At 63.5% G+C, this 18,935-nt stretch carries 19 protein-coding genes; 18 read left to right on the forward strand and 1 reads right to left on the reverse strand.

The window, feature by feature from the left end:
• Nucleotides 1-42 precede the first annotated feature (42 nt).
• The 8 genes from AC1RR3_RS23040 (at nucleotide 43) to AC1RR3_RS23075 (ending at nucleotide 5,611) form a co-directional block, all read left to right on the forward strand.
• Entirely contained in the window at nucleotides 43-795 is a 753-nt protein-coding gene (locus AC1RR3_RS23040) for a pyridoxine 5'-phosphate synthase (protein ID WP_492825393.1), read from the forward strand.
• A complete protein-coding gene (acpS, locus tag AC1RR3_RS23045) occupies nucleotides 792-1,211 on the forward strand; it encodes a holo-ACP synthase (protein WP_492825394.1) in 420 nt (139 codons plus the stop codon). Before AC1RR3_RS23040 ends, acpS begins: the two co-directional genes overlap by 4 nt.
• Nucleotides 1,212-1,459: 248 nt before the next feature.
• Nucleotides 1,460-2,224, forward strand: a complete 765-nt coding sequence (gene lepB, locus AC1RR3_RS23050; RefSeq protein ID WP_492825395.1) for a signal peptidase I — start codon at nucleotides 1,460-1,462, stop codon at nucleotides 2,222-2,224.
• Nucleotides 2,221-3,036 (forward strand): ribonuclease III, encoded by an 816-nt coding sequence (gene rnc, locus AC1RR3_RS23055; protein WP_492825396.1) that lies wholly within the window; start codon nucleotides 2,221-2,223, stop codon nucleotides 3,034-3,036. Before lepB ends, rnc begins: the two co-directional genes overlap by 4 nt.
• A complete protein-coding gene (gene era / locus AC1RR3_RS23060) occupies nucleotides 3,026-3,952 on the forward strand; it encodes a GTPase Era (RefSeq protein ID WP_492825397.1) in 927 nt (308 codons plus the stop codon). The genes rnc and era overlap by 11 nt, the downstream gene beginning before the upstream one ends.
• A gap of 21 nt (nucleotides 3,953-3,973) precedes the next feature.
• Nucleotides 3,974-4,354: a hypothetical protein gene (locus AC1RR3_RS23065; protein WP_492825398.1), complete on the forward strand. Its 381-nt coding sequence runs from the start codon at nucleotides 3,974-3,976 to the stop codon at nucleotides 4,352-4,354.
• A 125-nt stretch (nucleotides 4,355-4,479) separates the two neighbouring features.
• On the forward strand, nucleotides 4,480-5,232 hold the full coding sequence (gene recO, locus AC1RR3_RS23070; RefSeq protein WP_492825399.1) for a DNA repair protein RecO: 753 nt from the start codon (nucleotides 4,480-4,482) through the stop codon (nucleotides 5,230-5,232).
• A gap of 100 nt (nucleotides 5,233-5,332) precedes the next feature.
• Nucleotides 5,333-5,611: a hypothetical protein gene (locus tag AC1RR3_RS23075; RefSeq protein WP_492825400.1), complete on the forward strand. Its 279-nt coding sequence runs from the start codon at nucleotides 5,333-5,335 to the stop codon at nucleotides 5,609-5,611.
• Between the two features lie 127 nt (nucleotides 5,612-5,738).
• On the opposite strand, the gene AC1RR3_RS23080 is transcribed toward AC1RR3_RS23075, so the two are convergent.
• The gene (locus AC1RR3_RS23080; protein ID WP_492825401.1) at nucleotides 5,739-6,725 is read right to left on the reverse strand and encodes a helix-turn-helix domain-containing protein; all 987 of its coding nucleotides are present in this window, start codon (nucleotides 6,723-6,725) and stop codon (nucleotides 5,739-5,741) included.
• Between the two features lie 509 nt (nucleotides 6,726-7,234).
• Here AC1RR3_RS23080 and AC1RR3_RS23085 point away from each other — a divergent pair.
• The 10 genes from AC1RR3_RS23085 to AC1RR3_RS23130 all read left to right on the forward strand — a co-directional run bounded on the left by AC1RR3_RS23085 (nucleotide 7,235) and on the right by AC1RR3_RS23130 (nucleotide 18,927).
• The gene (locus AC1RR3_RS23085) at nucleotides 7,235-8,248 is read left to right on the forward strand and encodes a formylglycine-generating enzyme family protein (RefSeq protein WP_492825402.1); all 1,014 of its coding nucleotides are present in this window, start codon (nucleotides 7,235-7,237) and stop codon (nucleotides 8,246-8,248) included.
• Between the two features lie 10 nt (nucleotides 8,249-8,258).
• Entirely contained in the window at nucleotides 8,259-9,980 is a 1,722-nt protein-coding gene (locus AC1RR3_RS23090) for an arylsulfatase (protein WP_492825403.1), read from the forward strand.
• A gap of 5 nt (nucleotides 9,981-9,985) precedes the next feature.
• Entirely contained in the window at nucleotides 9,986-11,014 is a 1,029-nt protein-coding gene (locus tag AC1RR3_RS23095; protein WP_492825446.1) for an HAD family hydrolase, read from the forward strand.
• 23 nt (nucleotides 11,015-11,037) lie between these two features.
• Nucleotides 11,038-11,541 (forward strand): hypothetical protein, encoded by a 504-nt coding sequence (locus tag AC1RR3_RS23100; protein WP_492825404.1) that lies wholly within the window; start codon nucleotides 11,038-11,040, stop codon nucleotides 11,539-11,541.
• 33 nt (nucleotides 11,542-11,574) lie between these two features.
• Entirely contained in the window at nucleotides 11,575-11,814 is a 240-nt protein-coding gene (locus tag AC1RR3_RS23105) for a DUF3302 domain-containing protein (RefSeq protein WP_092216279.1), read from the forward strand.
• A complete protein-coding gene (locus AC1RR3_RS23110; RefSeq protein ID WP_492825405.1) occupies nucleotides 11,814-12,755 on the forward strand; it encodes an HlyD family secretion protein in 942 nt (313 codons plus the stop codon). The genes AC1RR3_RS23105 and AC1RR3_RS23110 overlap by 1 nt, the downstream gene beginning before the upstream one ends.
• Nucleotides 12,756-12,766: 11 nt before the next feature.
• Nucleotides 12,767-14,197, forward strand: coding sequence for a DUF1254 domain-containing protein (locus AC1RR3_RS23115; RefSeq protein WP_492825406.1), 1,431 nt, complete (start codon nucleotides 12,767-12,769; stop codon nucleotides 14,195-14,197).
• Nucleotides 14,198-14,255: 58 nt separating this feature from the next.
• Nucleotides 14,256-15,722, forward strand: a complete 1,467-nt coding sequence (locus tag AC1RR3_RS23120; protein ID WP_492825407.1) for a DUF1254 domain-containing protein — start codon at nucleotides 14,256-14,258, stop codon at nucleotides 15,720-15,722.
• Nucleotides 15,723-15,783: 61 nt separating this feature from the next.
• Nucleotides 15,784-16,800 (forward strand): SphA family protein, encoded by a 1,017-nt coding sequence (locus AC1RR3_RS23125; RefSeq protein ID WP_492825408.1) that lies wholly within the window; start codon nucleotides 15,784-15,786, stop codon nucleotides 16,798-16,800.
• A gap of 21 nt (nucleotides 16,801-16,821) precedes the next feature.
• The gene (locus tag AC1RR3_RS23130; RefSeq protein ID WP_492825409.1) at nucleotides 16,822-18,927 is read left to right on the forward strand and encodes an adenylate/guanylate cyclase domain-containing protein; all 2,106 of its coding nucleotides are present in this window, start codon (nucleotides 16,822-16,824) and stop codon (nucleotides 18,925-18,927) included.
• The last annotated feature ends 8 nt before the right edge of the window (nucleotides 18,928-18,935 follow it).

The following is an 18,935-nucleotide window of genomic DNA, read 5'->3' on the forward strand; positions in this document are numbered from 1 at the left end:
CCTGTCGTATCCGTCTGTCCTTCTGAATTTGTGAGCCTTGCAATGCCCGCTTCTCCGCTCCGCCTCGGCGTCAATATCGACCACGTCGCGACCGTCCGTAATGCACGCGGCGGCCGCCATCCCGATCCGGTGCGCGCCGCGCTGCTGGCGATCGAGGCCGGCGCCGACGGCATCACGGCGCATCTGCGCGAGGATCGCCGGCACATCCGCGACGAGGACATGGCGCGGCTGAAAGCCGGGATATCCAAGCCGCTCAATTTCGAGATGGCGGCGACCGATGACATGATGCGCATCTCGCTCGCCACCAAGCCGCACGCGGTGTGCCTCGTGCCCGAGCGCCGGCAGGAGGTGACGACCGAAGGCGGGTTGGATGTGGTCGGCCAGCACAATGCACTCGCACCCTATATCGCTCGGCTGAACGATGCCGGCATCCGCGTCTCGCTGTTCATCGCCGCCGATCCCGCGCAGATCGAGATGGCGGCGCGGCTGCGTGCGCCCGTGATCGAGGTCCACACTGGCGCCTGGTGCGATGCCGTCGTCGACGGCCACACGGAGAAGGCCGAGGCGGAGTGGAAGCGGATCGTTGCGGGCGTGAAGCTCGCCAAGGATGCGGGGCTCGAGGTTCATGCCGGCCACGGGCTCGATTATGCGACGGCGGAGACGATCGCGGCGCTGCCTGACATCATGGAGCTCAACATCGGCTACTACATGATCGGCGAAGCGCTGTTCGTCGGTCTTGCCGAGACGGTGCGCAGCATGCGCGCGGCGATGGACCGCGGCCGGAGCCGGGCATGATCATCGGCATCGGCTCCGACCTGATCGACATCACCCGCATCGCCAAGGTGATCGAGCGCCATGGCGAACGCTTCCTCGACCGCATCTTCACCGCAGCCGAGCGCGCCAAGGCGGAGCGGCGCGCCAAGAACGAGAAGATGGTGGTGGCGACCTATGCCAAGCGCTTCGCCGCCAAGGAGGCCTGCTCCAAGGCACTCGGCACCGGGATCCGGCGCGGCGTCTGGTGGCGCGATATGGGGGTGGTCAATTTGCCGGGAGGGCGGCCGACCATGCAGCTGACCGGCGGGGCGCTGGCCCGGCTCCAGGCCCTGACCCCTGACGGCTTCGAGGCGCGGATCGACCTGTCGATCACCGACGACTGGCCGCTCGCCCAGGCCTTCGTCGTCATTTCGGCCGTCCCGCTGGCCAAGCCCTGACCGTCGCGCGTGAATTTTATAATTCGTATTAAAAATCAATGCTTTATGCAGTTTTGATGCGATCCTTGATTGCGTGACCTCCGACAACCGTCTAAAAGTCCGCGGACGCAAATCAGGCTGGGCGAATTCGGCTTTACGCCGGAATTGGCCCTCATTATCAGAATCAGGACAATCTCCTTGGGCTGCGAACGATGGGCTGTTCGCGGGAGGAGGGCGCTCTGTGACCGCCGGCCGGAATTGAGAGAGCAATGAGCGTGACTTCGGGAACGAAAACTGAGAGCGGCGTCGGCGAAACGATCCGGGTCGTGATCCACGCTCTCCTGATCGCGCTGGTGATCCGCACCTTTCTGTTCCAGCCCTTCAACATCCCGTCCGGCTCGATGAAAGCGACGCTGCTGGTCGGCGACTATCTGTTCGTCTCGAAATATTCCTACGGCTATAGCCACTACTCGATCCCGTTCTCGCCGCCGCTGTTCTCGGGGCGGATCTGGGGCTCGGACCCGAACCGCGGCGACATCGTCGTGTTTCGCCTGCCCAAGGACGACTCCACCGACTACATCAAGCGCGTGATCGGGCTTCCCGGCGACCGCGTCCAGATGAAGGACGGGCTGCTCTACATCAATGACACGCCGGTCGAGCGGCAGCGCATGAGCGAATATGTCGGCGAGGATCCCTGCGGCGCCGAAAGCGGCGCGATTTCGCGGGTGAAGCGCTGGAAGGAGACGCTGCCGAACGGGGTGTCCTACGAGACGCTGGATTGCGCCGACAACGGCTACATGGACACCACCAACGTCTACACGGTGCCATCGGGCCATTTCTTCATGATGGGGGACAACCGCGACAACTCCACCGACAGCCGCTTCCTTGGCCAGGTCGGGTATGTGCCGCAGGAGAATTTGATCGGCCGCGCCCAGATGATCTTCTTCTCCATCGGCGAAGGCGAGCATGCCTGGATGTTCTGGCGCTGGCCGTGGTCGGTGCGCTGGAATCGGTTCTTCAAAATCGTCCGATGAAAGACGAAGCCAAGGACATCGCGACCCAAACGATCGAGGCGCAAGCCGCTCCTGAGGGCGAAGCTGCACCGAAGACGCCTGCGAAGAAGAAGCGGGTACGCAAGGCCAAGGCGACTGACGCGAATGCGGCACTCGAGGCGCGCATTGGTTACAGCTTTGCGGATCCGAACCAGCTGATCCAGGCGATCACGCATGTCTCGGCGCTGAAGTCTGGTCGCAAGCGCGGCGACAGCTACCAGCGGCTTGAATTCCTCGGCGACCACGTGCTCGGCCTCGTCGTCTCCGACATGCTCTATCACGCTTTCCCGAACGCCGATGAGGGCGAGCTGTCCAAGCGCCTTGCCGAACTCGTGCGCAAGGAAAGCTGCGCCGATGTCGCCAAGTCGCTCGGTCTGCTCGACGACATCAAGCTCGGTTCGGTCGGTTCCAGCGCCGATGCCCGCCTGCGCAAATCCATACTCGGTGACATCTGCGAGGCCGTGATCGGCGCCATCTTCCTCGACGGCGGCCATGCGGCGGCATCCGAGTTCGTCAAGCGCAACTGGACCGAGCGCATGCACAAGCCGCGGCGTCCCTTGCGCGATCCCAAGACCGTGCTGCAGGAATGGGCACAGGGGAAGGGATTGCCGACGCCTGTTTACCGCGAGGTCGAGCGTACCGGCCCGCATCACGATCCGCAATTCCGCGTCGCTGTGGACCTGCCGGGACTGGCGCCCGCGGAAGGTGTCGGCGGCAGCAAACGAGCGGCCGAGAAGGTGGCGGCCTCAGTCATGATCGAACGAGAAGGCGTTGGCGGCGGCAATGACGGCTGAAACAAGCGGTGAGGCGGCCGCCGCGACGCGCTGCGGCTTCGTCGCGCTGATCGGCGCGCCCAATGTCGGCAAGTCCACGCTGGTCAACGCGCTGGTCGGGGCCAAGGTCACGATCGTCTCGCGCAAGGTGCAGACCACGCGCGCACTGATCCGCGGCATCGTCATCGAGAACAATGCGCAGATCATCCTGGTCGATACGCCCGGCATCTTCCTGCCCAAGCGACGACTCGACCGAGCCATGGTCTCGACCGCCTGGAGCGGCGCGCATGATGCCGATCTGGTCTGTGTGCTGATCGACGCCAAGGCCGGAATCGACGAGGAAGCCGAGGCGATCCTCACCAAGGCCGCGAGCGTCAATCACGACAAGATCCTTGTCATCAACAAGGTCGACCTGGTCCAGCGCGAGAAGCTGCTGGCGCTGGCACAGGCCGCCAACGAGCGCATGAAGTTCGCCAAGACCTTCATGGTCTCGGCGATCTCGGGCGACGGCGTCGACGACATTCGCAGCACGCTTGCCGAGATGGTGGCCCCGGGCCCGTTCCTCTATCCCGAAGACCAGATGTCGGACGCGCCGATGCGACATCTCGCGGCCGAGATCACCCGCGAAAAGATCTATCGCAAGCTGCACCAGGAATTGCCCTATCAGTCCACGGTCGAGACCGACAAGTGGGAGGAGCGCAAGGACAAGTCGGTGCGGATCGAGCAGACGATCTTCGTCGAGCGTGAAAGCCAGCGCAAGATCGTGCTCGGCAAGGGCGGTGCCACCATCAAGTCGATCGGCGCGGACTCGCGCAAGGAGATCGGCGAGATCCTGGGCGTGCCGGTGCATCTGTTCCTGTTCGTCAAGGTGCGCGTGAACTGGGGCGACGATCCCGATCGCTATCGCGAGATGGGCCTGGAATTTCCCAAAGAATAACCAAGAAAAGATCGGTATCCGATGAGCGTGCCCACGAACGTCCGGCGCTTCGAAGCGCTGCTCTATGCATCGTTGATGCTGGATGCGGTCTCGGTTGCGGTGCAGGATCGCACGCCCAGTGCCGAGATGACGGAGCAGATGATCATGACGGCGACGATGCTCGCCGGCGGGATGATCCTGCTGCTCGTCTACTTTGTCTGGCTCGCTGCGCATTGGCGCAAGAACTGGCCGCGCTGGGTGCTGGCCGCAGCCCTGGTGCTGTCGGTGATCTCGCTCGGCCAGATCATCGGCGAGAAGGGGATGGAGCTCGACAGCGCCATCGAGATCGTCTCCTGCGTGCTGACGACGATGGGGCTGTATTTCTCGTTCAGCGGCGACGCCCAGGGCTGGTTCAACGCGTGAGCTTTTGCGGGGCAAAGGCGCGCTGTTGCGCGCCGTGCCCACTCTAATCGCAGATGATCAAAATTGGTGGGCACGCTTCGCTTTGTCCACCCTGCGATCGCTCGAATTGCGCTAGACTTCCTCCCATGGAATGGACCGATGAGGGCATCGTGCTGGGCGTGCGGCGGCATGGCGAGAGCAGCGCCATCGTCGAGCTGCTCACGCGCGCACACGGCCGGCATCTCGGCCTTGTCCGCGGCGGCGCCGGCTCGCGGATGCGCCCCTTGCTGCAACCCGGCAACAGCGTCAGCGTCATCTGGCGGGCGCGGCTTGACGAGCATCTCGGCACCTACGCCATCGAGGGACTGAAGCTGCGCGCGGCGACGCTGCTGGGATCGTCCCATGGGGTCTACGGCGTTACTCACCTCGCCTCGATTGCGCGGCTCCTTCCCGAACGCGATCCGCACCAGGAGATATTTTCGCAGCTCGAACATTCGCTGGATGATTTCGACGACATCGGCAGCGCCGCCGTGCACGTCATTCATTTCGAGTTGGCGATGCTCGCCGAGCTCGGCTTCGGGCTCGCTCTTGAGAATTGCGCGGTAACCGGGGAGACCACGGACCTGATCTATGTCTCGCCCAAATCCGGCGGCGCGGTGTCGCGCGGTGCGGGCGAGCCGTGGCGCGACCGGCTGTTGCGGCTGCCGCCGTTCCTGCGCCAGGGCGAAACCGCGCGCGAACTCACGGATGAGGATCTCCAGGATGGCTTTCGGCTCACGGGCCTGTTCCTGTTGCGCCACGTGCTGGAACCGCGCGGGCAGGCCCATTCCGACGCGCGCGCCGGCTTCATCAATGCGCTGACGCGGCAGCAGGCGAAGGCCGCGCTTCCGGCGCCATGACCTGATCGCGCCTCTGCATTGCCTGAGAGCATGCTGTTCCCCGGAACGAAATTTGCTCAGCGACGTTGGCCGGGGAGGTTCCATTACGGGGACGGCCTAAATGTTAATCAGGGGATTTGCGCTATCAGCGGCGCTGTTTGCCTTCGCGCCTGATGCAATCGCAGGCGAGCCGCAGCCCGGCGTCTTTCGACGGGCCTCCTGCACCGTCGTCCGGTATTATGTGGCGAAATATTCGGCTGCTGCCGCAGAGACATGGGCCCGATCCCATGGGGCAACCGAGGCCGAAATCGAAACGGCTCGCCGTTGTGTGGCCAATGCACCGGCGCCGGCGCAGCCCAAGACGCAGCAGACCGTGACCGCTGGCTGGGCCGGGCAGTAGCCGTCCAAGGGAACCAATCGAGGGAACCGATCGATCGTTGCCGGATCGCTGCCACGGTTTAACCGGGCGGCACCGGAAGGCGATTGCTTGAGGAGGTGCGTCTTGCTCCCCTCCGAGGGAGCCGGGCTTAAGCTTGGGCCAGCCCGCCTGTTGAAACGGGGAGCGACATGATTCCCAAGGTCTGCGACGGACGCTCTCCGAACATCGCGAAATAATACTGCGAGAAGCGTCCGAGTTCGTAAAAGCCCTGCTGCATGGCGACCGCTGCAACCGTGGTCGTGCCCGGCGGGCTCTCCCGCAGGATGGAGTGGATCGTGCACAGGCGCTTGTGGCGCAGGAAGGTCACCGGGCCAAGCCCGAACACCTCCTGAAAGGCACGATGCAGCGTGCGTCGCGACACACCGAATGTGGCGCAAATCTCGGACACATGCACCGGCCGCGTGCCGGCCTCGTCCAGATACTCCTCGACCCTGCGGATCAGTCGTCTTGCCGAAGGAAGCCAGCCGCTGTCGTCGGGCGGCATTGACGAGATGACGTTGGCCGCCATGCATTCGACGATCGATCGCTTCCAGAAATCGGCGGTCGACGGGGTCAGTCCGTCGGTGTGGTTGCGCAGATGCGACATGATCCGCACCAGACGACGCGAGGCGACCGCACCGGTGTCGAGATCCGCGCGGAAATGCCCACGGCTGCGCCATGTGTCGGGATTGCTCAGACGTGCCTCTCCGCCGAACAGCGACGTTACCTCATGGAGATCGAAGCGCATCGCGGCGTAAGCGGATGCGCCATGAAAGACGCCGTCATGCTCTAGCAGCGGCGGTATCACGAGCACGTCGTTGAGCTGCATGTCGAACGACCAGTGGGCGACGCGCTGCTCGGCGGCCAGCAGCATTCCGATGATCAGCTTGTCGTCGCTGGAGGTGCGCTGCGTGCGCATGCCGACGTTGAAGGCACCGATGCTGAGAGAGAAATTGCCGATGCCGATATGGGACAGCGTCCCGCGCAGCCGCCCGCGTCCGAGCTGCATGACGTCGACGTGAGAGCCGTGCACGGCCTGGTGAAGGCCCTCGAATCCGTCGAGCTTCCGCGAATCAACCAGAAGGAACTGCCCCATGGCTGTACCCTTGTACTGAAGCGCGACAATTATGCGGCAGACAGCAAGCAACCACCACTACAACGCGAGGTGGATGCAGCGAACTGACTTCGCGTTTTGAGGCGAAAGATCGTCGAATTTGATGTGAACCAATTCCTACATAACGCTGCGGATTGAGGGATTTGCGAGATGTGTCGTTAAGCCTCACCGTTCGCCGCGTTGGACTGGCACAAACTGCACATCACAGCCGTTCAATCTTCGGATACCGTTTGCAACTTAAGCGATACCGGGCGGAAGCGCCTTGCAGATGGCAGAGCGCATGCGGCAGCTGGTTTGCCGCGCGCGCGAAAATGTGCGCGCGAAAGCGGAAGAGATGTTGACGCAACACGGCATCTTCATCTCCAGCCACCAAGCGCCAAGAAGAGGGGACCAGACAATGCGTCCGATGTGCCGGAAAATTTGCCGTCGTCGACGGCCGCTGAATTCCGTGCGGTAGCAATTGGTGGGATGCGCGTATCGGAGTTTCCACCATGCTGCGGGCGGACCTGGATCACTGCGAGTGGTTACCGGATGATTTGAAGACCGGCGAGATGGTCTTCATTCCCGGCGGCACCTTCCGCATGGGATCCGATCACCATTATCCCGAGGAAGCGCCGAGCCATCGCGTTTGCGTCGACGGCTTCTGGATCGATCGAACGCCGGTGACCAACCGGCAGTTCAAGCAGTTCGTCAACGCCACCGGCCATGTCACGGAGGCGCAGGTCGTCCCCGACCCCAAGGATTATCCCGGCGCGCTGAAGGAGATGCTTTACGCCGGCTCGCTGGTGTTCTCGCCGCTGCCGCGCATTACGGATTTGTCTGACTGGAGCCAGTGGTGGTCGTTCATGCGCGGCGCCAATTGGCGCCATCCCTATGGCCCGGGCAGCAATATCAAGGGCCTCGACGATCACCCAGTGGTGCACGTCTCCTACAGTGACGCGAGTGCCTATGCGCGCTGGGCCGGCAAGGAGTTGCCGACGGAGGCGGAGTGGGAGTTCGCCGCGCGCGGCGGTCTCGACGGTGAGGAATTCGCCTGGGGCGACGCGTTGATGCCGGGCGGCAAGCACATGGCCAATATCTGGCAGGGCAATTTTCCTGTCCAGAACCTCGGCGAGGATGGGTTCGAGCGTACCTCGCCGGTCATGGCCTTTCCGCCGAACGGCTACGGTCTCCACGACATGATCGGCAATGTCTGGGAATGGACCTCGGACTGGTGGTCGTCCAGACACGCGGCCGAGGCTGCGAAGCCATGCTGCATCCCGAAAAATCCGCGCGGTGGCCGGGAGGATGCGAGCTACGACCTGTGTCAACCAGACATCCGCATTCCACGCAAAGTCTTGAAAGGCGGCTCGCATCTCTGTGCGCCTAATTATTGCCGCCGCTATCGCCCGGCGGCACGGCACGCAGAGCCGATCGATACCTCGACGAGCCATGTCGGATTCAGATGTGTGGTGCGGTCACCGCTTTCCATTCAACACGAACAAGAAGGACGTACAGCAACGTAGGGAGTCGGGAATGAGTAACGAATTGGAGAACGACAACAATCAGTCGCGGGCTGACAAGTCGATCGATCGCAGAAATCTTCTTTTGGGGACGTCCTCCATCGTCGCCGCGGCGACGCTGACCTCGGAGGTCCTGGCGCAGGCGCAGAAGGCCGCGCCCGCACCGGCAGCAAGTCCGGCGGCGGGGACGCCTTCCGGACGCAAGCCGAACATCCTCGTGATCTTCGGCGACGACATCGGCCAGACCAACATCTCCGCCTATTCCTTCGGCGTGATGGGGTATCGCACCCCGAACATCGACCGCATTGCCAGGGAAGGCATGATGTTCACCGATTATTACGCCGAGCAAAGCTGCACGGCGGGGCGATCATCGTTCATCACCGGGCAATGCACGCTGCGCACGGGACTGTCCAAGGTTGGCATTCCCGGCGCAACTGTCGGCCTTCAGGCGCGCGATGCGACGATTGCGGAGCTGCTCAAGCCGCTCGGCTACGCAACCGGCCAGTTCGGCAAGAACCATCTTGGCGATCGCAACGAATATTTGCCGACTGTCCACGGCTTCGACGAATTCTACGGCAATCTGTATCACCTCAACGCCGAGGAGGATCCCGAGAACCGGTTCTATCCGCGTGATCCCGGCTTTCTCGAGACGTTCGGACCGCGCGGCGTGCTGCGCTGCAAGGCGAGCGATCGCGACGATCCGACAGAGCATCCGCGCTTCGGACGGGTCGGCAAGCAGATCATTGAGGATACCGGTCCGCTAACGAAAAAGCGGATGGAGACGATCGACGACGAGACATCGACCGCCGCCATCGACTTCATCAGGCGGCAAGCCCAGGCGAACACGCCGTTCTTCTGCTGGTTCAATTCCACCCGCATGCACTTTCGTACCCATGTGCGCGCCGAGCATCGCGACAAGCCCGGACTGACCTCGCGTACGGAATATGCGGACGGTATGATCGAGCACGATGCGACCGTTGGCACGGTCCTCAAGACCCTCGACGATCTCGGTATCACGAACGATACGATCGTGATCTACACGACCGACAACGGGCCGCACCAGAACTCCTGGCCCGATGCCGGCACCACTCCGTTCCGCAGCGAGAAGAACACCAATTGGGAAGGCGCGTTCCGTGTGCCATGCCTGGCCCGATGGCCCGGCCGTATTGCCGCCGGCTCCATATCGAACGAGATGTTCAGCGGCCTCGACTGGATGCCGACACTGCTGGCTGCCGCCGGCGATCCCGACATCAAGCAGAAACTTCTCACCGGCTATCAGACGGGCGGCAAGACCTACAAGGTTCACCTCGATGGCTACAGCCAGCTTGCCTATCTAACGGGTCAGCAGCAGGGCAGTGCGCGGAAGGAGTTCATCTACTTCAACGACGACGGTGACGTTGTCGCGGCCCGCGTCGAGAACTGGAAGATCGTGTTCGAGGAGCAACGCGCAACGGGAACGCTGCGGATTTGGGCCGAGCCATTCACCAAGCTGCGCGTCCCGAAATTCTTCAACCTCCGCTCCGATCCCTATGAGCGCGCCGACGTCACGTCCAATGTCTACTACGACTGGCTGATGTCAGATGCGGCGGGCGTCATTGTGGCGGGGCCAGCCATCGTCGGGAAGTTCCTGGCGACGTTCAAAGACTATCCGCCGAGCCAGCGGCCGTCCAGCTTCAGCATCGACCAGATGGTCGAGAAGATGCAGCAGAGCTTCGAATCGGTGCAGAGCAATTGATGGTGATGACCGTGATCATCCGCGCGGTTTTTGCCGTCCTGCTGATTGTCGGATGCTATGCGAACAGTGCGGCGGCTCAGTCGCCGCACTCAGATCCGCTGCCGTCCTGGAACGATGGTGTGGCGAAGAGCTCGATCACCGCCTTCGTCGTGCGGGTGAGCAAGGACGGCAGCCCGGATTTCGTTCCGCCGGCCGAGCGCATTGCCGTGTTCGACAATGACGGCACGCTGTGGTGCGAGCAGCCGATCTACTTCCAGTTTGCGTTCGGCCTGGACCAGGTCAAGGCGCTGGCGCCGCAGCATCCCGAATGGAATCAGCAGCAAACGTTCAAGGCGTTTCTTGCGAATGACAAGGGCAGGCTCGCCGCGCAAGGCCAGAAAGGCCTGCTCACACTGCTCGCGGTCGCGCATAGCGGCATGACGACGGAGGCTTACGCCAGATCGGTGTCCGATTGGCTTGCTGAGGCAAGACACCCGCGGTTCAATCGCCCCTACAACGAGCTGATCTACCAACCAATGGTGGAGCTGCTCGCCTATCTGCGCGCGAACGGCTTCAAGACCTTTATCGTTTCCGGCGGCGGGGTCGAATTTCTGCGGGTGTGGGCCGAGAAGGCTTACGGCATTCCGCCGGAGCAAGTGGTTGGCTCCTCCGGTGTCACGCGGTTCAAGATCGGCGCCGACGGCCAGCCGGTGCTGATGAAGCTGTCCAAGGTCGAATTCATTGACGACGGTCCCGGCAAGCCGTCGGGGATCAACCGCTTCATCGGCCGCCGCCCGATTCTCGCCTTCGGCAATTCGGACGGCGACCAGCAGATGCTGCAATGGACCGCGGCCGGCCCCGGCGTGCGCTTCCTCGGCATCGTCCATCACACCGACGCCCCCCGTGAATACGCCTACGACCGGCAATCCAGAGTCGGAAAGCTCGACAAGGCCTGGGACGAGGCGGTGCAACGCGGCTGGACCGTCGTCGACATGGCGAAGGACTGGAAGACGGTATTCGCGTTCGAGCGCGACAACACGGGAGTATCGCAATGAGGAACGCAACAAGGGGGATGGCAATGTCTGATCATACTCATCTGACGCGTTTGGCGAGCTGCATTCTGGCGCTCGCGACCGGCATGTCAGCTTCTCTGGCAACGGTGTCAGCGGCGCCACTGCACCCCGTCACGATCCAGCATGATGTGACGGCCTCACCCGATCTCATCGAGGTGCGCGCGGCCGGTCGCCGAGGCGGGGCGGCGGTCGGTCCACGAGGCGGCGCGGTGGTTCATCGCGGCGGCGCCGTCGTTGGACCACGCGGCGCGGCCTATCGCGGCGGCACGGTCGTCAGGGGGCCGCGCGGCAATGTTGCCGCTCGCAGCACTACGGTCGTGGCGGGGCGTGGCGGCTGGGCTCGGCCGTACCGCTGGCCGGTGGGAGGAGCCATCGCCGCCGGTGCCGCGATCGGGTTCGTGTCGGCGGCTACGGCAGCCGCATGGGCAGGCTCGCCGCCCGCACCTGGCATGTGCTGGTACTACACCGATCCGTCCCGCACCCAGGGCTTCTGGGACTATTGCCAGTGACGGCGGCGCTGCGGTGACAACGGGGCGGCCGTCATGAGCGGTTACGACATCTTCGCCTGGATCGTGCTGGTGATCCTGCTCGCCAGCGCGATCGGCGTGGTCTGCATCGCCGGCTGGCTGCCCGGACATATCGCCAAATCGCGCAACCATCCGCATGCGCAAGCCGTGACGGTCGCCGGCTGGATCACGCTGTTCTTCGGCTTCGCGCTGTGGCCGATCGCTTTCATCTGGGCCTATCTCGACGTGCCCGCACGCAAGGCCGGAGATGCGTGATGGCCATCGCGATCCTCAACACCTATCTGGCTGTGCTGTTCCTGCTGGTGCATTTCAAGATCGTGCGCTTCAACCTGTTCTGGAAGGTTTCGCCGGCGATCGTCATGGTGGTCGTGCTGCTTGGGCTGCTGATCCCGATAGGGTGGGGGGCGCCGCAGGGTAGTGCGCTGGTGGTGCGCAACGCCGTCTCTATTGTGCCTGACGTCGCCGGTGAGGTGACGGATGTTCCGGTCCTCGCGAACGCGCCGCTGAAATCCGGCGATGTCCTGTTCAAGATCGACCCGACGCCCTATGCGGCGCAGGTCAAGGCGATCGACGCCCAGTTCAAGCTCGCCAGGACGCGTCTGGGACAGATGACGCAGCTTTACGAGCGCGACGCTGGCCGCGGCTTCGACGTCGAGCAGCGCCAGTCGGAAGTAGACCAGCTCTCCGGCCAGCTCGAATCCGCGCAATGGAATCTCGACAAGACGATCGTGCGGGCGCCGGCCGACGGTTACGTCACCAACCTCGCGCTGCGCAAAGGTGCGCGGGTGGCGAACCTGCCGCTGTCGCCGGTGATGGCCTTCGTCGACACATCGAGCACCATCATCGGCGTCGAGATCAACCAGATTGATGCGCGCTTCGTCGCGTCCGGGCAGGAGGTCGAGGCCACCTTCAAGTTTGCGCCCGGGCAGATTTACGCCGGCAAGGTCGAGAGCGTGCTCCAGGCGATCGCGCCGGGGCAGGCGCAGACATCGGGCACGGCGGTGCTGCCGAAAGCGATCGAGGCCGCGCCCTTCGTCGTGCGTGTCAGGCTCGACGACGCCGAGTTCACAAGGCGCCTGCCTGCGGGGAGCGCCGGCACGGCGGCGATCTACACCGACCATGTCAGGCCGGCCCACATCGTCCGCCGCGTGGTGCTGCGCCAGCTCGCGATCCTGAATTACGTCAATCCGTTCTGAGGGAGTGCAACATGATGAGGATCATCGCCGGAGCCGCCATCGTCGCCCTGATGACCATGAGTGCGCTGGCGCAAGGCATGTCTTCGGAAGACCTCGCGGCGCGCAACATCCAGTGCCGCGCCGTCGAAGCCGTCGTCTGGGGCATGCCGGCGGTCAACTATGACCTGATGCTCCAGGAGATGCTGACGAAGACGCCGGGCAAGGTGGGAGAGGTCATCTACTGGGGCCGTCCACTCGACTGGCGCAATCAGACCCTGACGCCCAATCCGGACGCGCTCTATTTCATGGCGTTCTTCAACACCAAAGACGGCCCCGTCGTGCTCGACCTGCCGCCGGGCGACAAGGACGGTTCGTTCAACGGCAACATCGTCACGGTCTGGCAGATGCCGCTCGAGGATGCCGGACTGCTCGGCGCCGACAAGGGAAGCGGGGGAAAGTATCTGGTGTTGCCGCCGGGCTATTCCGGCAAGGCGCCGGACGGTTACGTCGCGCTGCAATCCGACACGTTCGGCGGTTACATGCTGTTCCGCTCCAACCTCAGGAGTCATGGCGCGGCCGATGTCGAGACATCGATCGCTTACGGCAAGCGGCTCAAAGTCTATCCGCTCGCGCAGGCAGGAAATCCACCGCCGACGGTCTTCACCGACGTCGAGGACGTCAATTATGATTCAACGATCCGTTACGACGGGACATTCTTCGAGCATCTCGATCGGATCATCCAGAGCGAGCCTTGGCTGGAGCGCGACCGCGCGATGATCGACCAGCTCAAATCGCTGGGCATCGAGAAGGGAAAACCGTTCAAGCCGGATGATGCGACGAAGAGGGTGCTCACCGGTGCCGTGCGCGAGGCCGGCGCGCTGCTGGAGACGAAATACGACGCCGGCCTGCCACCGTTCTTTTCGCCAACGAGTCGCTGGACCTTCCCGGCGCCGCAAGAGCTCATCAAGGCAACACAGAGCGGCTACGCGGATCTGGACCAATACCCGATCGACGAGCGGGGCATGGCCTATAGCTACGCCTATATTGGCATCAAGCGTCTCGGCGCCGGCCAGTTCTATCTGATCTCGATCAGGGACAAGGACAATCAGTCGTTTGCAGGAGGGCAAACTTATCGCCTGAGCGTTCCGGCCAATCCGCCGGTCGAGCAATATTGGTCGGTCACGGCTTACGACCGTCAGACACATGCGTTGATCAAGAACATGCCCCGCGCGAGCCGGTCCTCGCAAATCACCGAGCTGCAGAGGAATGCTGACGGGTCAGTCGATATCTATTTCGGCCCGAAAGCGCCTGTGGGCAAGGACGCAAATTGGGTGCCGACGGATCCGAGCCGAAAGTTCGAGCTGATGTTCCGCGCCTACGCGCCGACCAAGGCGCTGTTCGACCATACCTGGGTGCTGCCTGACGTCGAGCGCGTCGCGACAACAATCGGAGGCGCCAAGTAACCAATCACGACCACCACGGTTTCGAAGGACAGACTCAAGAGCAAGAAGGGTCAAGACGATGCGAACGAAGCTTCTTCTTCCCGCCGCGACGCTGGCGATCCTCTGTCACCAGCCGGCCACTGCGCAGAATGCTGCGACTTACACGTTCGAGCGCGGCTATCCTGCGTCCGATACGACCAAACGCGCGCGTGACGATGCCGACTTCCAGCGCGCAATCACGGCCTATCGGTTCTGGTATCCGACCGTCTCGGTCGAGGGCATCTTCAATGGCAATCGCGAGCTTGGCCTGAAGGACGGCGAGAAGATGGGGATCGTTGCGGCGGGACCGCGGCAGCTTGGATTCACACTGAATTCCGATACGCCTTACGGCTCCGGAGTCATCGACCTCAGCAAGGGTCCCGTCGTCATCGAGCTGCCGGCCGGTCCTTATATCGGCCTCGTCAACGACCATAACCAGGGCTGGGTGCAGGATCTCGGACTGCCGGGGCCTGACGCGGGGAAGGGCGGCAAGCATCTGGTGCTGCCGCCGGACTACAAGGGCAAGGTCCCGGCCGGCTATCACGTCGGCCAGTCGAAATCCTATAAGAACCTCCTCGCTGTGCGTGCCCTGCCTGTCGGCGGTGACGTCAACAAGGCGATGGACGCGCTGCGAGCGATCAAGATTCATCCGCTCAGCGGTGGCGGCAACGTCGCCATCGTCGATATGACGAAGGAAAAGCTGGACGCCTCCTCACTGCGCTGGGAGGATAACGGCAAGTTCTGGACGGCGCTGAAGCAGGTGTTGGACGAGGAGCCTCTCGTTCCGTCCTTCCTGCCGATGTACGGACTGCTCGCCGAGCTTGGCATCGAGAAGGGCAAGCCGTTCGCCCCCGATGCGCGGATGACCGACGTCCTCGCGCGCGCCGCCAGGGCAGGACGCGACCAGATGCTGGTCTCGGCCTTCGATAGCGCGCGCGCCGATCGCATCAATTGGCCCGACCGCAAATGGGAATGGGTCGGCCTCACGCCCGGCAGTGCGCAGTTCGAGACAGCTTCGGGCATGGATCTCGAATCTCGCGATCGCTGGTTCGCGCAGGCGATCGTGACCTCGCCGGCGATGTTCCGCCGCTCGGCCGGCGCGGGCTCGCTGTACTGGATGAGTGTCCGCGACGACACCGGCGCCTTCCTCGACGGCGGCAAGAACTACAAGCTCAGCGTGCCGCAGCCGGTGCCCGGAAAACTGTTCTGGTCGGTCACCATCTACGACACCCAGACCCGTTCGCAGGTGCAGACCGATCAGGACAAGGGCGCGCTGCGCTCGATGTTCGAGCTCAGGGATATCAAGGGCACGACACCCGCCGATCTCTTCTTCGGCCCGGATGCGCCGAAGGGTAGCGAGGCGCACTGGATCAAGACCCAGCCGGGCAAGGGCTGGTTCGCCTACTTCCGCATCTACGGCCCTGAGCAAGCTGCCTTCGGCAAGAGCTGGAAGCCCGGCGACTTCACGGAGGTCGGAGCGAGCACGATCGGCAGCGCGACGAAATGAGCGCAGGTCGCACGGCGCGACCTGTTCGGGTGGAGACGCGTTGGGACGAAGGAGGCATGACATGACGGGACATTTGCGGACGGCTGGCCTTGCAACCACATTGGCGATGGCGAGCTTTGCCGCTCAGCCCGCGCTCGCGGATTCCTCCGGTGTCAGCTTCTGGCTTCCCGGCATCTTCGGCAGTCTTGCCGCCGTGCCGGTGACGCCGGGCTGGGCCTACTCCACAATCTACATCCATCTGAATGAGAAAGCGGGAGGCGGGCAGAATTTCGTCACCAGCGGCGGTATCCCCGGCTCGGTGACGGCCGGCCTCAACGCGCATGCGGACGTGCTGGTCCAGGGTATCACCTACACTTCGCCGATACCGGTGCTCGGCGGCCAGGCAGCCTTCACGCTGCTGACCGCGCCCGGCAATATCGGCGTCGGCATCGATGCGACGCTGACCGGTCCGCTCGGCAACACCATCTCGGGCAGCAAGACCGATAACCGCACGACTCTGACCGACGTGTTCTACCAGGGCACGCTGAAATGGAATCAGGGCGTCCACAACGAGATGATCTACATCACCGGCAACATCCCGAGCGGCACCTATGATTCCAGCCGGCTCGCGAATCTGAGTTTTGGTTTTCCCGCGATCGACGCCGGAGGCGGCTACACCTATCTCGATCCGAAGACCGGCCACGAATTCTCTGTTGTCGGCGGTCTCACCTATAATTTCATGAACGGCGCGCTCCAGTACCAGAATGGCATCGACTTCCATGTCGATTGGGCCGCCTCGCAGTTCGTCAGCAAGAACGTCCATATCGGCATCGCCGGCTACTTCTTCCAGCAGCTCACCGATGACAGCGGTCCCGGCGCCAGGCTCGGCGGCTTCAAGGGGCAGGCGGTCGGCATCGGTCCGCAGATCGGATTCATGATCCCGTTGTCGGATGGCTATCAGGGCTATCTCAATGTCCGCGGCTACAAGGACCTCGAGACCGAGAACCGGCCGAACAGCTGGTCGACCTGGGTCACTTTCTCGGTCTCGCCGGCCGCGCCCGCGCCGGCCGCGACGAAGCCCATCGTGCGAAAATACTGAGGGGAGGCTGCAACAGCTCCGATGACCGGAGACAGGACCAGCAAGCGCAAACTTCGCATCGGCTTCCAGACATCGATCATCACGGTGTTTGTCGGCGTCGTGCTGCTCGTGGGCCTGACGCTGGTTTATCTCAGCTTCGAGCGCGTCACCGTGATCACGAAGACGGCGGCCTCCGGCTTCACCGAGAAGGTGGCACAGCTCGGTGCCGATCACGTCGACGAGCAGTTCAAGAACGTTCGCGACAATCTCGACATCCTGTCCGGCTTGCCGGCAATCCAGGAGGCCGATATCGCCGACAACTCACGGCTCTACGGGCTGATGGCGGCGATGCTGCGCAACAATCCGCAGCTCTTCAATCTCTATGTCGGCTATGAGGATGGCTCGTTCATCGAGATGGATGTGATCGATCGCGCCAAGCCGGCTTTCAGGACTGGCCTGAAGGTCGGCGAGGATGCGGCATTCCGCCTGGTCCTGATCTCGCGCACGGCGGGAGCTGCGCCGGTCACGCAATATCTGTCCGAGAACCTCATTCAGGTCGCGGAGGTCGCCGGCCCCGCGAGTTACGATCCGCGGCAACGGCCCTGGTATGTCGAGGCGTTCAGGAACGACAAGACCCTGCTGACGGGGCCTTACGTCTTCTACGCCACGGGCGAGCCCGGCTACACATTGCGGACGCCGTTGAAGGAAGGCCGCCGCGGCGTCGTCGCCGGCGACGTGCTGCTCAACCGGTTCGAGGACATGCTGGCGCAGCAGAAGCTCGGCCCGTCGGGGCTCGCCTTTCTGTTCGACGATTCCGAGCGCATCGTCGGCCATCCCGAGATGAACCGCCTGATGGCGGAGATCCCGGAGCGGCAGGACGACCTGCCGCAAATCGGCGCGCTGAAGTTTCCCGCGCTGGTGCCGATCATCAGGTCCTGGCGGGACGGTGGACCCGCTCAGCAATTCTTCACCGACGCGTCGGGCCGGACCTATGTGGCGGCGGTTCACAGGCTCGACACGGCCGGTTCGGCCAATGTTCGGCTCGCACTGGTCGCGCCGCTCGACGAGTTCTACGCGCAGATCATCGGCGAGCGCCGCACGCTGTTTGCGCTGGCGCTCGCCTTCGTCGGCGCCACGCTTCCGTTCGCATTCTGGCTGGGTTCGCTGATGGCGCAGCCGCTGCGCAAGCTGGTCGAGCAGACCGACGCGATCCAACGGTTCGAGATCGCCGAGCGGCCGCGCATCCATTCCGTCATCGCCGAGATCGAGGAACTCGGCCGTTCGGTGTTCACCATGCGCAGCGTGGTCCGCAGCTTTTCAAGCTTCATCCCGCGCCAGATCGTGCGGCAGCTGATCGAAACCGGTTCTTCGCTCAGCCTCGGCGGAAGCCGGCGCGAGGTGACGGTGCTGTTCACCGATGTCGCCGACTTCACCGCCAAGACCGAACGGGCCGACCCGTCGCAGGTGATGATCCACACCTCGCGCTATTTCGCCGCGCTGTCGGACGAGATCATGCGGCACCACGGCACGGTCGACAAATATATCGGCGATGCCGTGATGGCGTTCTGGAATGCGCCTGCGGATGACCCCGATCACACCGTCAATGCCTGCCGCGCCATCCTGGCGTGCGTTGCCGCGAATGAAGCGCTCAACAAGGAATTTCGCCGCGAGGGCTGGCCGCCTTACGACACCCGTTTCGGCCTTCACGTAGGCGACGCCGTGGTCGGCAACATCGGCTCGAGCGACCGGATGAACTACACCGCACTCGGCGCTACCATCAACCTGGCCTCGCGGCTCGAAGGGCTGAACAAGAATTATGGAACGCGCGTGCTGGTCAGCGCGGCCGTCCGTGCGTGCGCGGGAGACGCATTCCTGTTCCGGAGCATCGACAGCATCAGGCCCAAGGGATTTGCCGATGCGATCGAGGTTAGCGAGCTCCGTGGCGAGCTCGCGCAGGCGGACGAGGCCGAGGTCGCGATGTGCCGGCGCTGGGACGAGGTGTTTGCCGCGATCGCAGAGGAGGGCGCGGGCGAGACGGCCATGGTCCGGCTCTCGGGCTTCCTGCTCGACTATCCCCGCGACGGCATCGCGCAATATCACGCGGGTCGGTTTCGCCGCGCGGCCCAGGACCCGGGAGAGGCGGCGTGAGCGCCCGC

It is taken from the genome of Bradyrhizobium sp. GW821-FHT13H05, assembly GCF_058804065.1.

Coding starts and splice junctions, on each gene's coding strand:
- AC1RR3_RS23090 (WP_492825403.1), top strand. CDS start 8,259: ATGAGTAACGAATTGGAGAACGACAACAATCAGTCGCGGGCTGACAAG.
- AC1RR3_RS23100 (WP_492825404.1), top strand. CDS start 11,038: ATGTCTGATCATACTCATCTGACGCGTTTGGCGAGCTGCATTCTGGCG.
- AC1RR3_RS23095 (WP_492825446.1), top strand. CDS start 9,986: ATGACCGTGATCATCCGCGCGGTTTTTGCCGTCCTGCTGATTGTCGGA.
- recO (WP_492825399.1), top strand. CDS start 4,480: ATGGAATGGACCGATGAGGGCATCGTGCTGGGCGTGCGGCGGCATGGC.
- AC1RR3_RS23085 (WP_492825402.1), top strand. CDS start 7,235: ATGCTGCGGGCGGACCTGGATCACTGCGAGTGGTTACCGGATGATTTG.
- AC1RR3_RS23040 (WP_492825393.1), top strand. CDS start 43: ATGCCCGCTTCTCCGCTCCGCCTCGGCGTCAATATCGACCACGTCGCG.
- AC1RR3_RS23110 (WP_492825405.1), top strand. CDS start 11,814: ATGGCCATCGCGATCCTCAACACCTATCTGGCTGTGCTGTTCCTGCTG.
- AC1RR3_RS23115 (WP_492825406.1), top strand. CDS start 12,767: ATGATGAGGATCATCGCCGGAGCCGCCATCGTCGCCCTGATGACCATG.
- lepB (WP_492825395.1), top strand. CDS start 1,460: ATGAGCGTGACTTCGGGAACGAAAACTGAGAGCGGCGTCGGCGAAACG.
- era (WP_492825397.1), top strand. CDS start 3,026: ATGACGGCTGAAACAAGCGGTGAGGCGGCCGCCGCGACGCGCTGCGGC.
- AC1RR3_RS23080 (WP_492825401.1), bottom strand. CDS start 6,725: ATGGGGCAGTTCCTTCTGGTTGATTCGCGGAAGCTCGACGGATTCGAG.
- rnc (WP_492825396.1), top strand. CDS start 2,221: ATGAAAGACGAAGCCAAGGACATCGCGACCCAAACGATCGAGGCGCAA.
- AC1RR3_RS23065 (WP_492825398.1), top strand. CDS start 3,974: ATGAGCGTGCCCACGAACGTCCGGCGCTTCGAAGCGCTGCTCTATGCA.
- acpS (WP_492825394.1), top strand. CDS start 792: ATGATCATCGGCATCGGCTCCGACCTGATCGACATCACCCGCATCGCC.
- AC1RR3_RS23075 (WP_492825400.1), top strand. CDS start 5,333: ATGTTAATCAGGGGATTTGCGCTATCAGCGGCGCTGTTTGCCTTCGCG.
- AC1RR3_RS23105 (WP_092216279.1), top strand. CDS start 11,575: ATGAGCGGTTACGACATCTTCGCCTGGATCGTGCTGGTGATCCTGCTC.
- AC1RR3_RS23120 (WP_492825407.1), top strand. CDS start 14,256: ATGCGAACGAAGCTTCTTCTTCCCGCCGCGACGCTGGCGATCCTCTGT.
- AC1RR3_RS23130 (WP_492825409.1), top strand. CDS start 16,822: ATGACCGGAGACAGGACCAGCAAGCGCAAACTTCGCATCGGCTTCCAG.
- AC1RR3_RS23125 (WP_492825408.1), top strand. CDS start 15,784: ATGACGGGACATTTGCGGACGGCTGGCCTTGCAACCACATTGGCGATG.